The organism is Nocardiopsis listeri NBRC 13360 (assembly GCF_001570765.1).
GTDB classification, from domain to species: Bacteria; Actinomycetota; Actinomycetes; order Streptosporangiales; family Streptosporangiaceae; genus Nocardiopsis; species Nocardiopsis listeri.
In genome coordinates this window covers 65006-78612 of the sequence record NZ_BCSH01000008.1, presented here as the reverse complement: position 1 = coordinate 78612, position 13607 = coordinate 65006, and the positions used below count along the sequence as shown (strand labels likewise).

The 13607-nt window shown below is 67.1% G+C and carries 11 protein-coding genes; 5 read left to right on the top strand and 6 right to left on the bottom strand.

Annotation, left to right across the window (positions count from 1 at the left end):
- Positions 1–35: 35 nt before the first annotated feature.
- A complete protein-coding gene (locus NLI01S_RS03605) occupies positions 36–1028 on the bottom strand; it encodes an alpha/beta hydrolase (RefSeq protein WP_067599096.1) in 993 nt (330 codons plus the stop codon).
- Between the two features lie 237 nt (positions 1029–1265).
- On the opposite strand from NLI01S_RS03605, the gene NLI01S_RS03600 reads away from it, so the two are divergent.
- Complete coding sequence (locus tag NLI01S_RS03600) at positions 1266–2237, top strand: peptidoglycan DD-metalloendopeptidase family protein (RefSeq protein ID WP_067599093.1); 972 nt, start codon at positions 1266–1268, stop codon at positions 2235–2237.
- Between the two features lie 149 nt (positions 2238–2386).
- Here the strand turns inward: NLI01S_RS03600 and NLI01S_RS03595 are convergent, their stop codons facing one another.
- Positions 2387–3676 (bottom strand): purple acid phosphatase family protein, encoded by a 1290-nt coding sequence (locus NLI01S_RS03595; protein ID WP_067599090.1) that lies wholly within the window; start codon positions 3674–3676, stop codon positions 2387–2389.
- A gap of 114 nt (positions 3677–3790) precedes the next feature.
- On the opposite strand from NLI01S_RS03595, the gene NLI01S_RS03590 reads away from it, so the two are divergent.
- On the top strand, positions 3791–4189 hold the full coding sequence (locus NLI01S_RS03590) for an SAM-dependent methyltransferase (RefSeq protein ID WP_067599087.1): 399 nt from the start codon (positions 3791–3793) through the stop codon (positions 4187–4189).
- Positions 4190–4198: 9 nt separating this feature from the next.
- On the opposite strand, the gene NLI01S_RS03585 is transcribed toward NLI01S_RS03590, so the two are convergent.
- From NLI01S_RS03585 to NLI01S_RS03580, 3 genes are all read right to left on the bottom strand, one after another.
- Positions 4199–4633: a hypothetical protein gene (locus NLI01S_RS03585; RefSeq protein ID WP_067599084.1), complete on the bottom strand. Its 435-nt coding sequence runs from the start codon at positions 4631–4633 to the stop codon at positions 4199–4201.
- A 444-nt stretch (positions 4634–5077) separates the two neighbouring features.
- Positions 5078–5209, bottom strand: a complete 132-nt coding sequence (locus NLI01S_RS26235) for a putative transporter small subunit (RefSeq protein WP_223809094.1) — start codon at positions 5207–5209, stop codon at positions 5078–5080.
- 24 nt (positions 5210–5233) lie between these two features.
- A complete protein-coding gene (locus NLI01S_RS03580) occupies positions 5234–6919 on the bottom strand; it encodes a sodium:solute symporter family protein (protein WP_067599081.1) in 1686 nt (561 codons plus the stop codon).
- Between the two features lie 1429 nt (positions 6920–8348).
- On the opposite strand from NLI01S_RS03580, the gene NLI01S_RS03570 reads away from it, so the two are divergent.
- Complete coding sequence (locus NLI01S_RS03570) at positions 8349–9038, top strand: glycoside hydrolase family 11 protein (RefSeq protein ID WP_067599079.1); 690 nt, start codon at positions 8349–8351, stop codon at positions 9036–9038.
- A 133-nt stretch (positions 9039–9171) separates the two neighbouring features.
- Here NLI01S_RS03570 and NLI01S_RS03565 read toward each other — a convergent pair whose 3' ends face one another.
- Positions 9172–9978, bottom strand: coding sequence for a hypothetical protein (locus NLI01S_RS03565; protein ID WP_067599076.1), 807 nt, complete (start codon positions 9976–9978; stop codon positions 9172–9174).
- A gap of 222 nt (positions 9979–10200) precedes the next feature.
- Between NLI01S_RS03565 and NLI01S_RS03560 the strand changes: the two genes are divergently transcribed.
- Together NLI01S_RS03560 and NLI01S_RS03555 are read left to right on the top strand one after the other, a co-directional pair.
- Positions 10201–11061 carry a hypothetical protein gene (locus NLI01S_RS03560; RefSeq protein WP_067599073.1) on the top strand — a complete coding sequence of 287 codons (861 nt, stop codon included), beginning with the start codon at positions 10201–10203 and terminating at the stop codon, positions 11059–11061.
- A gap of 215 nt (positions 11062–11276) precedes the next feature.
- Positions 11277–13577, top strand: coding sequence for a rhamnogalacturonan lyase (locus NLI01S_RS03555; protein WP_449289441.1), 2301 nt, complete (start codon positions 11277–11279; stop codon positions 13575–13577).
- Positions 13578–13607 lie beyond the last annotated feature (30 nt).

Sequence of the window (13607 nt, the reverse complement as noted above, 5' to 3'; positions counted from 1 at the left end):
CCCCGGGCGTCACTTCGTCGGTTCCCGGTGGTCGGCTACCCGGCCGAGCGCAGCCGTTCGATCGTGCCGTCGAGGTCGCGTTGGACGAGGTCGGGCCGGATGAAGTGGCCGCCGTCGGGCTCGTGCGCCTCGTAGGCGATGCCCGCCTCGTCGAGTGCGGCGCGGAACTCACGCTGGCCGAGGCGCACTTCGTTCTCGGTGATCTGGTCGAACCAGTTGACGGGATCGGGGCTGGACCCCGCGGCCAGGAAGACGCGCTTGCCCCGGTAGCTCTCGATGTTCTCCACGGCGTTGTCCGCACTGACCCGGGCCTCGTTCCAGGGCACGCCGTAGACCGTGCCACCGCCGAGTTCGACCGCGGCCGAGGTGACGTTCGCCCAGTGGGTGACCGCCCCGAGGTCGCGGCGCATGCTGGCCGGGCCCGAGTGCGAGCTCACCGAGGCGAAATGGCCGTAGTACTTGGCCGTGTACTTGAGCGCTCCGAAGCCGCCCATGGAGAAGCCCGACACCCCGCGCCCCTCGGGATCGGCGAAGGTCCGGAAGTTGGCGTCGATCCATGGGATGACCTGCTCCATGTGGAACGTCTCCCAGTTGCGCGGGCCGACGTTGGAGCCGACCGGGTTGCTGTACCACCCGCACGGTCCACCGTCGGGCATCACGATGATGATGGGCCTGCCCGCGGACAGGTCCCGGATTCCGCTGCGATCCCAACTGATGAAGTCCTGGCCGACTCCGCCGCCGTGCAGCAGGTACAGGACCGGGTAGGTTCGGCCGTCGTCCCGGTAGCCCTCGGGGAGTAGGACGTTGACGGCGGGGTTCCAACCGATCTCGGGGGTCTCGAAGCGGTAATACCACATGCGGGGGTCGGACTCGTCGCTCTCCACGACGTTCAGCCCGGCGGCGGATACGGTGTCCGCGCGGGCCGAAGTGGTCGTGGCGAGGAATCCGCCGGAGGCGGCGGCCAGGCCGAGGGAGATGCCGCCGATGGTCTTGAAAGCGTTTCTACGGCTGGGGTGGTGCTGGTTCACCGTGACTCCTGCGGGGGTGATGGGGGGTGTCACGCGGCGGGGCGCCGGTGTCGTATCGGTCTCGGGAGAGACGGCCCTTGGTGGGGCGCGCGGGGACCGGCCAGGACAAGGGCGGTGGGTCGGAGGAAAGGAGCGGTGACCCCCTGTTCAAGCGGGTCCGAAGCCTCTACTCTCCCTCGTGTGTAGGAAACCAACGCCGAAGATGCTACACGCGAAACTAATCTTTGTGGAGACCATATGTGCGGTTCCTGCTCGGCCCCCACCCCCGCTCCGAGCGGTACCGACCCATCCCCTACTCCATGGTCCCGACGCGCGCTCATCGGGCTCGGACTGGGCGCGACCGTCGCCGTGGCCGGCCTCGGCGGCGCCACGGCCCACGCGGCCTCGGCCATGAACGGCGCCTGGTGCAACCCCGCACTCGGATACTTCCCCAACGGGGGGCACTACGGCGCCCCACGCGGCGGCGGCCCCCACGCGGGCCAGGACGTCACCAACTCCACCGGAACGGCCGTCTACGCGGCCGCCGCGGGCACCGTCGTCCGCCGATCCTGGGGCGGTGGCCTACCCGGACGCACCGGTGAGGCGCTCGTCCTCGACCACGGAGGCGGTGTCTACACCTACTACGGCCACCTGAGCGCCTACCGCGTCGCCCTGAACGCCTCGGTCTCGACCGGGCAACGCATCGCGGACATGGGCGCCACCGGCAACGTCACCGGACCCCACCTGCACTTCGAAACCCACAACGGGTCACTGGGATCGCACACCGACCCCGTCCCGTTCATGTCCGCGCGCGGAGTCGACCTGGGCGGAGGGTGGTCCAGCATCGACCCCGAATCCAACGGATCCCGCGTCCGCGCCATCCAGCACCTGATGAACCAGCGCGGAAGCTCACTGGAGGTCGACGGCTACCACGGGCCCGTCTCCGTGGCCGAGATCAAGGCTTTCCAACGCGACCAAGGTCTGGTGGACGACGGCCAGGTCGGCCCCCTGACCTGGCCGCACCTGATCTACGAGCTGGAGGAGGGTGTGGCCGACGGCTCGCACGTGCGCGCCCTGCAAACGGTGATGAACAAGCGAAGCGCCGGGGTCGAGGTCGACGGCAACTTCGGGCCCGTGATGCACACCGCGGTGAGCAACTTCCAAAGCGCCAACCGTCTGGTCTCCGACGGCCAGGCCGGCCCCATCACCTGGCGGGCCCTGGTCGGTTGACGAACCTCGGGCCGGGATCGTCGGCCCCGGCCCGAGGCCACCGGCGCACGGGACCGACCAGGTCCGGGCGGGCGCGTCGCGAACGAAGACCGCCCCTCGACGCACCCACACGGACCGGGCACGCGGCGCACATCATGGACACCGACGGGTCAACGGTCGTCGGTGACCGATTTGCCGCCCTCGCCCTTGTCGATGGTGAAGGCGTCCACGACCTCACCGGCTGCGGTGGTGGACACGTACTCCAGGGTGGAGCCGTCCACCGAGACCGACTGGAAGGTCTGGGTGTGGCTCACCTGAACCCGCGCCTCGGCGCCGTTGGAGGTCCAGTTCACGTCGTCGGCCTCGTACATCTTGGGGCCGGTCACCGCGACCACGTAGACCGGCCCGGTGTGCATGTCGGGGTCCTCGGTGCGGTTCTCCACCAGGTTGCCGCGACTGTAGGAGTGGTCGTGGCCTTGTAGGACCAGGTCCACGTCGTACTCCTCCAATACCTCCAACCATGCCCGGCGCAGCGGCTCGTTGTCCCGGCCGGGGCTGTTGGAGAACAACGGATGGTGGAAGGTGACGATGGTCCACTCGTTCGGGTCGTCCTCCAGAACCTGGACCAGCCACTCGGTCTGCGACTCCAACCACGCGTCGACGTCGTCGACGTCGGCGTCACGGTAGTTGGAGTTCAGGCTGATGAACCGCACACCCTGGTAATCGGTGTGGTGAACCGTCTCGTTCAGGTCCACACCCTCCGCGGGACCGTTGCCTGCGCCGGGGAACTGCGGATTCCAGTGGCCGCTGAGTGCGTTGGAGGAGTACTCGTGGTTTCCGGGCGTGGTCACGTGGTTGATGCCGCCGGTGCCCTCGGCCCCGAAGGCTTCGTACCACTCGCCCCACTGCGAGTCGTTCTCGGCGTGGTCGATCAGATCGCCCGCGTGCACGGCGAGTCGGGCTTCGGGCTCGGCGGTCAGGGCGGCCCGGACCACGGGCGCGGCCCCGGCGGAGATGTCGTTCTGGATGTCGCCGAAGTAGAGGAAGTCGAAGGGCACCGCGTCACCGTCGGCGGTGGTGAAGCTCTGCCAACGCCCGGCCGCGCCCTCACCGGGGACGACGCGGTAGCGGTACTCGGTGTCGGGGGTCAAGTCGGTGAGGGTGACCCGATAGTACTGACGGTCCGCGGTCCGCCCGGTGGGTTCGGCGGGCAGGAGCGAGGTCGAGGACGCGCCGCGCACCGGAATGAGCTCCAGGTGTGCTCCCTCGTCCAGGTTCTCGGTTCGCCAGGTCACGTGCTGGGAGGTGGCGGGGTCGGCGGTGGGGGAGAGCAGGACACGTTCGGGAGAGGTCTGGGCCCAGGCGGTGGAGGGCAGGGCCACCGCGGGCACCACGTTGAGCGCGCCGAGGGCGAGCAGGGCGAGGGGACGGTGGGCCTTCGAACGGCGGGTGACCGACATGGTCGGGCTGCTTTCCGGGTGGGGGCGTGAACACGGCGAACCTAGCCAGTCCGCGGTAACGAACCGTGAACACGCCGCTGCCACCGCTGTGCCCATCGATGAACGGGCGAGTCGGTGCGCGAACCGGAGCGGATCCTGGAATCGGCGGTCCGGACATCGGACCTGGACCGCCCGATCGCCCTGATGTTCATGAGGACCCTGGGACACCTCACCGATCATGGCCAGGCCCGGGACCTGGTCCTTCGGCTGCTGGACTCGCTGCCATCAGGGAGCTTCTCGACGATCAACGATGGCACCAACGTACTCGGTACGGCCAACTCGGAGGCGCACGAACAGTACGACCAGAGCGGGGGAGCCCCCTACCTCCAGTGCTCATCGGAGGAGAGCGCGGCCTTCTTCGAAGGCCTGGAGCTCGTGGAAGCGGGGCCCGGTGAGCCGGTGGCGCGACGAAGAGACGGGGTTCGGGCTCCCACCCGAGGTCGACAGGTACGAGGCGTGGCTCACACGCCCTGAGCGGCGACTTCACGACCGTTCCAGGGCGGACAGGTCCACTTCGGGGGCGCTCACGTACTCCACCCCGGCCTCGGGCGGCACGGGTTCCCCGGACGCGGCGTCAATGCAGTGGGCGTTGAACATCTGGGCCTCGTCCAAGGGGACCAGTCGGCGGTACTCCACCCGCCATCCGCGGACCAGCTTGAGGGGGATGATCGTGCCATCGGGACGGGTCTCGTGGACACGGTCGGTGAAGGTGCGCACGATCAGGGCGGCCGGGGTCTGCCCGGTCAGAGCCATGTGCAGGCGCTCGATCACCACCGGGTGTTCCACTTCGAAGTGATCCGCCCACCGGTCGACGGCGGTGGACATGACGTATCGGAAACTCAGGTTGAGGATGTGACGGTCACCGGACAGGTCTTGGAAGAGGGAACGCAACAGGGTGTGCGCGCTGGTGGAGAGCATGATTCCAGTGTGCGCCGCGACAGGGGCCCGGATGGGGTTGTCCACAGGCCCGATCCGAAGAATTCCGGGCGACCCCTTGCCGGGGAGTCATGGGCTTGAGTGTTGTACAGGATGCCGGGGTGCGGAACCAGACCCGGTACGGGTGATCGGGAAGGTGGGTCTGGGAGAAGGCGACCAGACGCTCGCCGTTGGGTCGGCCTCGCGGATGAGCGCGCGAGCCCGTTCCACTTCGGCCACCGGGCCCGGGAACGGCGCGGCGGCGTGGACGGCGGGGACCCTCACGGTCGAAGAGGCGCTGTCCATGGCACCGAGGTGGGCATCGGCCGGAGCGCTCACCTGGATATGCGTGCACGTGGCCGGTGCCTTCTCCCCTCGGGGAATTCGACTCAAGGGGCCGGGTACCGAGTCCTGGGGATCGGTACCCGGCCGGGACGGTCGGAAGGATCAGATGATCGGACGACCGTCCTTACGTGCTCGGCTCCAGTCCTTCAAGAAGCCGCGCGCGAGGAAGTAGAAAACGAAGGCCACGATGATGGGCCAGATGAGCACGTAGCCGGTCAACAGCAGGGTCGACATGGGGTTCCTCTCTTGCTCTCTTGGTCAGTGCTTCGGAGCGTTGTCGTCGAGGGCCTTCTCGGGCTCCTCCTCGCTGTCGAACGAACCGATGCGCTTCTTGATCAGGGCGAAGTCGAAGGACTCCTTGTTGCGGAAGCTCATGAGGTAGCAGACCAACGTGCTCACCGCGTAGGCGACGAGCGACCCACTGAGCACGTGGTAGTCGTGCAGGAACCCGATCCCGAACGGTGCGGTGATGAGCGCGGCGATCGAACCGATCCACAGCGCGGGCTTGAGCCCGAAGAAGCCGAAGGACATCAGGCCCAGGACCACGCCGACACCGACGACCGACAGCACGTCCACGACGAGACCGACCGGGGTGTCCATCGGCAGCATCTCGAAGCGGACGGGGATGAAGATCGCCACGGCCGCCAGGGTGGACACGGTGAAGGCCACGTTGGTGACCTTGCCCCAGTAGAAAGAGGCGATGACCGGGAAGACCAGTGCACCCCACAGGGCGCCGACGAACACGAGCAGGTCGAGGATGCTCATCTGACCGCTGGCGAAATACAGGGCCGCGGCGGTGGCGACGATCATGGTGACGCGGCCGATCAGCAGCATCGTCTTCGGGTCGGCCTTCTTGCGCCCGGCGACGTTTTGACCGTAGACGTCGGCCATCATGATCGACGAGAGCGCGGCCAGGTCGGAGTCGGCCGTGGAGGCCAGCGCGCCGATGATCATGATGAAGAAGACGCACAGCAGGATCGGGCCCAGGAAGGTGGTCGCCATCTGGGGAATGAGGTTGTTGACGTCCCCGTTCATCGGTTCCAGGCCCAGGTAGAGGGCCATCACACCGAGCATGCCGATGCCGATGACGGTGGCGCCGTAACCGATGGTGGCGGTGATGAAGGTGGGCTTGATGAGGTCTTCTCGTACCGCGAAGAGGCGCTGGGCGATGGTCTGGTTGCCGATCGCGTAGGCCAGGACGGCGGCGATGTAGGGCGCGCCCTGATTCAGGAAGGCGTCCGAGGAGAAGAAGTTCGACTGCTGGGGGGTCAGGTTCTGCGCCCCGGTCTCGAACATGCCGGGGCCGCCGGCGGCGTAGAAGACGACCGGGATGATGACGACCACGGCGCCCAGCATCGCCATCGCCTGGGCGAAGTCGGTGAGTACCGAGGCGCGGAAGCCGGACCACAAGGTGTAGAGCAGGACACCGGCCGCCATCACCACGATGCCCTGGGTGAAGCTGAAGGGCGAAAGCATCGCGACCAGCGCACCACCGGCGATGAAGTTGGAGGTCAGTGAGATGACGCTGCCCAGAACGTTGGAGCCGGCGAGCATCAACTGACTGGAACGTCCATGGCGGGCGTACATGACCTCGGCGAGAGTGTGCGCGCGAGGGGCGACCGCACGGATGCGTCGCCCGAAGGGGTAGATGAACAGGATCATCAACGCGCCCCACAGTCCGTAGTGGATGGGGCCGGAGATGCCGTAGGTGTAACCCGCCGTGGCCGAGGCGTACATGGAGGACGCCCAGATCCATGTCGCGGTCATGGAGGTGGCTGCGATGCCGAAACCGATGTTATGCCCGGCATTCATGTAACCATCGGCATTTTCCTTCTTCTTGCTGATCATGATCGACATGAACAGCGTTCCACCGAAGAAAAGTGCGATGAGAAAAATGGTGACGGGGCCACTCAGTTGCTGGGCCGCCATTTCCTCCGAGCTCATTCATTTCCTTTCTGAGGACGGGCGCCGGATCACCCGTCGGTTTTTGTGGCACGCAACGACCATGGAGCTTCGGCCCGTGCGCACGACGCTGTGCGCTGGGCATCCGGCCGTGGTTTCGTCGTCGCGTGGGCCCGCCGATTGCGGATCGGCGGGGAAGGTGGCCGTTTGTCCGCCGCCCGATGTCGCGTGATCCGTGTGGGACGCATGGGGCGGTTGGGACCAACAGACGGACTATAGCAAAAGGTGCAAGTCGGGTGATTTTCGGGTGTCGTATAAGTCTGAAGTGGGTCACGGGGGGAGTGATTTGGCGATATCGTTCTGTTATTTCCACGTGATCTTCTGTGGCAGAATGCACTGCATTTCGGGACCTTCGGCGTGCGCTGTGAGCTGTGGGAACGCCGCTTCTGACCGGCTTCCCGCGTTCGGGGTGGTGTGACTCGCGGCGAGGGGTGAGGTGCTCGATGGGCGTGTGTCCCTGGTGGGCGTTCGAGCGTGTCGGCGTTACATACCGACCAGTCGGTTTCCATGGTGGGCATCACCGCTCACGCTCGGTGCGTCCAACGACCGCACAAGGAGTGGCCCATGGCCGTCGGCCCCTCCGGGTCGGCCCCCGCGGACATGTCGGTGCGGGGCGGGGAGGATCCCGTTGTCATGCTCGACCTGCCGCGCCTCACCCCCAGAAGGTCGCTCCTCCTGCGAAGGGGACTCACGACGAGCGGCCCTTTTTCGCGGAAATACGGAGCCGAACCGCTCTATGCCGGCGACGTGTTCGCGCCCCTTGATCGCTGAAGACGTGCGCGGGTGGGGCGCGGTCCTGCCGGTGCGTTATCCCGATCGAGAAACGTTCGGTCGCATGGTCGCCGACCCCGAATACCAGAAGATCGCCGATCTGCGCTCCGCGGCTTCGAGTGAGACAGTGCTCTGGCCGACCCGGCCTCGGGGCTCGCGCCTTGATTCCCGAACGTGTCCTTGGGCGACCGCGAGGCCCGAAACCCTCAGGAGAACATCGACTCGCGTTCGTTCACCGAGCAAGGTCCTACGAAGCCGATCGGGCCGGAGCTCGCCGGCCGTTGTGGGGATCCCTTCCGAGCCTCAGGGGGTGGGGCGGACGCTCACTGCTCGAAAGTGTCCGAAAAGTTTCGGAAACCTAGTTGATCCCGGCAGATGCGGAGGAACCGGGTTCCAAGGTTATCTGAGGCTAGAGTCGTAAGAAAGGTGACTGACCAGGCAAGATGGCAACTGAATAGCCGTTAATGTTTCCGAAATATTCCGGAAATTGTTGACGAGCGTACGTGTGGAACAGATACTTCATGGCACGGCGAAAAGCCGACCCCGCTGCGCCGCACGGCGCCGACACACGGTGACGCGTCCCTGGTCACCAAGGGTCCTTCCGTGCCGCGCCGCCTGGCCCACCAGGAGGAAGACGACCATGAACGACACCCCCCACCCCACGTTCGACCGCAGGAAATTCATCGGACTCACCGGAGCCGGCGCCCTGGCCGTGGCGGTGCCCCCGCTGCTGCTGCCCGGCACCGCGCATGCCCAGACCATCACCGAGAACCAGACCGGCACCCACGACGGGTACTTCTACTCGTTCTGGACCGACGGTGGCGGTTCGGTCTCCATGACCCTGGGCGCCGGGGGCTCCTACAGCACCCAGTGGAGCGATACCGGCAACTTCGTGTGCGGCAAGGGCTGGAGCACCGGAGGCCGAAGGAACGTCGACTACTCGGGGAGCTTCAACCCGTCCGGCAACGGCTACCTGTGCCTGTACGGGTGGACCTCGAACCCGCTCGTGGAGTACTACGTCGTCGAGAACTTCGGCACCTACCGGCCCGAGGGTGACTTCCGCGGCACGGTGAACAGCGACGGCGGAAGCTACGACCTCTACCACACGATGCGCTATGACGCCCCGTCGGTGGAGGGCGACAGCGATACGTTCCCGCAGTTCTGGAGCGTGCGTCAGTCGACCCGTACGGGCGGGACCATCACCACCGGAAACCACTTCGACGCCTGGAACGCCGCGGGCATGCAACTGGGTGACTTCGTGCACTACATGATCCTGGCCACCGAGGGTTACCAGAGCAGCGGAAGTTCCGACCTCAACGTCAGCGGTTGAGACCGGGGGCGCGACGGACGCCGGCCGTCGTGCCCCCCGTGCACCGGGCCCGGTCCGTGGCCCGGTGCACGGGCGCGCCTCGAACGTGCGCCCCACCGTCGAGCGATCTCTCCGACCCCTGCGGGGCTTCGACTCAGGCCCCGGTGCCGGCCGCGGCCCGAGCCGGGGTGTGGAAGTACTGGTGCGGTTGGAAGAGACAGATGTTGGTCTCGCTCTGCACGTTGGAGTCGGTGGCCTCCACGAAGTAGGCGTAGGGGGTGTCGGCCGCCAGGTCGGCGCCCACCCGCACAGAGGAACGGTTCAGGCCGGCGTCGGTGTGCCCGCGCATGCGCTCGACGAAGATGTTGTCCCACCAGGTGAGGTTCTGGGTGTCGAATTCCTTGGCCGACCCCCCGGTGGACAGACGGAAGATGTAGTGGGCGTCGGGTCCGCCCAGGTCCTTCAAGGTCGACCAGGAACACTCCAGCTCATCGTCGGCCGGTACCGTCCCCAACCGGGTTCGGCCCGAGGGAGCGAAGGACTCCGCGAGCTCGCTCCGGTGCGAGGTGTAGAACTCCACCAGGCGCCGCGAGGCCGCGATGTCGTGGTGACGCGAACGGGTCCGGACCTCACCGTCGACCCCCGACACCTCGATGGAGTACACGCCCCCGGGCAGGAAACCGGTGGGGAGGTTGACCATGTACCAGTAGTGGTCGAGGGCGTGGTCATAGATGTGGCCATTGGTGTTGGCGGGGGTGAACTCCTGGTCGGCGAACTCCACCCGGTACCCGTCCGGGCCGCGCGCGGTGATGGATCGAATCAGTTCCGGGGTGGGGACCCCCGGGGTGGGATGGAAGGAGACGAGGAACTTGTGCTGCTCCGCGGGAAACGGTGTTCCGTCGAAGTCCCAGAAGACGTCGCAGGCCATGAAGTCGTAGATGCGCAGGGGGCTGTCGTCCACGCGGGTCTCCCTTGTCGGTCGGATGTTCTCCGTCTCACTCTCTGCCTCGGGCTCGGGGCGCGCATCGGTGGAACACCGCGATCTGTTCGCGGTGCGGGGGTCGGGGATCGGTGATCCCACCCGTTCGTCGACAGGCCCCGTTGACGCCCTGGTGCGCGGCGCGGATATTCACTCCCTGAACACCGGATGGCCGGTGTTCTCCTCCATCCAAGGGAGACAGCGATGGGAACATCGACCCCCGCCCGAAGATCCGCCGCACTCCTGACCGGGACGCTCCTGGCCGCCGCCCTGGTCGGGGTCCCCTCGGGGGCCGCGGCCTCCGCCGACGTCGTGGAGGTCGCCGGTGGTAGCGGTCCCCATGAGGCCGGATACGTCACCGATCGTCGCCTGCCCGCCCACACCGTCTATCGACCCCTGGACCTGCCCGAGGACGAGCCCCTGCCGATCGTGGCCTGGGGCAACGGCGCCTGCCGCGCCGATGGGACGTGGTTCGAGAACATCCTCACCGAGTTCGCCTCACACGGTTTCCTGGTCATCGCCAACGGTCGCCCGGACGGTTCGGGCAGCACCGACGCGGAGATGCTCATCGAGTCCGTGGACTGGGCGGTCGATGAGAACACCCGGCTGTTGAGCGAGTACCGCGGACACGTGGACACCGAACGGATCGCCGTCATGGGGCAGTCGTGCGGTGGGCTGGAGACCTACGACGTCGCCGACGACCCTCGCATCACGACCACGGTGATCTGGAACAGCGGCATGTTCAGTGATAGGGACCCGGGCCGCCTCGACCACCTGCACGCCCCGATCGCCTACTTCACCGGCGGGCCGAGCGACATCGCCTACGACAACGCGCTCAACGACTGGCGCGATCTTCCGGAGGGGTTGCCCGCGTTCATGGGCCACCTCGACGTGGGGCACTACGGGACCTTCCCCGAACCCGACGGCGGCGAGTACGGGCGGGTCGGTAGCGCGTGGTTGCGCTGGCAACTCAAGGACGACACCGAGGCCGCGGGCATGTTCGTGGGCGAGGAATGTGGTCTGTGCGTCGACCCCGAGTGGGACGCGCAGAGCAAGAACCTGTGATCGGCGCGGTGGGCCGCATCGCCTCGGCCCACCGGCCTCACCCCGCTTCACACCGGACCCCCACGGGTGCGCACCCGTTCTCTCGGATGTCTTCGGGAAGAAGGGCGCGGGTTTCGGACCTCTTGACGGAAAGCGCTTTCAGTGTCAATTTGTTCCCCTTCGCACCAGGAGGTGGAACCTTGTCCCCCGGTACCCCCGTGCACATCCCTTTTCGGTTGACCGCACTCACCGCCGCCGCACTGCTCCTCATCCCCGGCTTCGCCGCGGCCGCACCAAAGACCCACACGGACATCGGCCCCCGACATCTGATGGAACTCGAGCGGCTCGACCGTGGACTGGTCGCCGTCGACACCGACGAAGGCGTCCACCTGGGATGGCGGCTGCTCGCCCACGAGGTCACCGGACACTCGGACACGGGACTGACCGGCCCCGACTTCCGCGTCTACCGGGACGGGGAGCCGATCGCGACCGTCGCCGACGGCACGAACCTGTTGGACGTCGAAGGATCCACCGACTCCGAGTACCGGGTCGCCGCGGTGGTCCGTGGCCGAGAACAGGATGCCTCCAAAGCCGTCGCCGCCTGGGTCGACGGCCACCTCGACATCCCCCTCGAACAACCCGAGGGCGGCACCACCCCCGCCGGAGACGAGTACACCCACACCGCCAACGACGTCTCCGTAGGTGACGTGGACGGCGACGGACAGTACGAGTTCGTGGTCAAGTGGGACCCCACCGATTCCAAGGACGTCTCCCAGCCGGGCTACACCGGTAACACCCTCATCGACACCTACACGCTCGACGGCGCCCTGCTGAACCGGATCGACCTGGGCGTGAACATCCGCTCCGGTGCCCACTACACCCAGTTCCTGGTCTACGACCTCGACGGCGACGGCCGCGCCGAACTGATGTTCAAAACCGCGCCCGGAACGAAGAGCACCACCTACGGGCCGGACGGGGAGGTAGTCGAGGAAGACCACATCACCCTGCCGGACGAGGACGTCGCGGCGGGCGTCACCCACGAGGACGACCACCGCATGAGCGCCGAGGACTACTACGACCACGTCGTCGACCTGTTCCTCGGTTGGCACGAACACCCCGAGGTGGTGGCGGGCGACTGGCCCGTCACCCTGGAGAAGGCCTTCGGGATCGTCCCCGAGTACGACTACCCGCTCTCACGCGCCGACGCGGAGGCCTTGACCGACCACTTCATGGACGTCTACGCGCCGGGGCGCAGCGAGAACAACCGGTTGCGCGAGTTCGAGGGGTTCATCGTGGACGGGCCCGAGTACCTCACCGTGTTCGACGGTCTCAGCGGCCAAGAGTTGGACACCGTCCCCTACGAGCCAGGCCGCGGGGACGACGGCCTCCTGTGGGGCGACTACGCCATGAGTCGCATCGAACCAGGCAACCGGGTGGACCGTTTCCTGGCCGGCGTCGCCTATCTGGACGGTCGCACCCCCTCCGCGATCTTCGCTCGCGGCTATTACACGCGATCGGTGATCGTGGCCCACGATTTCGATGGTGAACGGATCCGGGAACGCTGGGTGGCCGACAGCGGGCACGTGCCCATGGACAACCCCTTCGACGCCGCCCCGCACGAAGGCGTGGGCACCGACCCCCGACTGGGCACCCTGGCCGGGCAGGGTTTCCACTCCCTGAGCGTGGCCGACGTGGACGGCGATCACCGCCAGGAGATCGTCTATGGGGCCGCCACCCTGAACCCGGACGGCGCTTTGCGTTACTCCTCCCACGACACCCTGCCGCCCGGAAGCGGATCTCCGGGTGAGTACGTCAAACTCGGCCACGGCGATGCCATGCACACCGGCCGGTTCACCCCCGATGGTGACGTGCGGATCTGGACCGTCCACGAGGGCGCCACCATGGCGCCCTACGGTCAGGCCATGCGCGACGCCGACACCGGCGAGGTGCTGTTCGGCTCCTATTCCGGGCGCGACACCGGCCGCGGCATGGTCGGCGACGTCGACCCCGGTAGTCCCGGTCACGAGGTGTGGTCGTCGATGCCCCCGGGTGAGGATGGCGATGGTGGCCTGTGGTCGGCCGACGGCGAGCGGCTGGGCGAGCAGGTCCCCGGCACCGACATGAGTATCCGCTGGGCGGGTGACATGACCACCCAGATCATCGAGGGCGCCGAGGTCGACGGCGAGGCGGAGTCCCCCACGATCGAGGACTGGGACCGTGGCACGCTGCTGAACGCGGAGGGCACCTCGACCAACAACGGGACCAAGGGCAACCCGTCCCTGGTCGCCGACGTGCTCGGCGACTGGCGGGAGGAACTCGTCCTGCGCACCGAGGACGGATCGGCGCTGCGCGTGTACACCTCCACCGAGGAGACCGAACACATGCTGCACACACTCATGCACGATCCCGGGTACCGGGTCGGGATCGCCTCGCAGCAGACCACCTACAACCAGCCGACCTATCCGGAGTTCTACTTGGGCTCGGACACCGACTGGTCACGGGTGACCGTGCCACGCCCCCTCTATCCCCGCCCCTGACCCCTGGTACGGGTGGTGCCGCACGGGGGA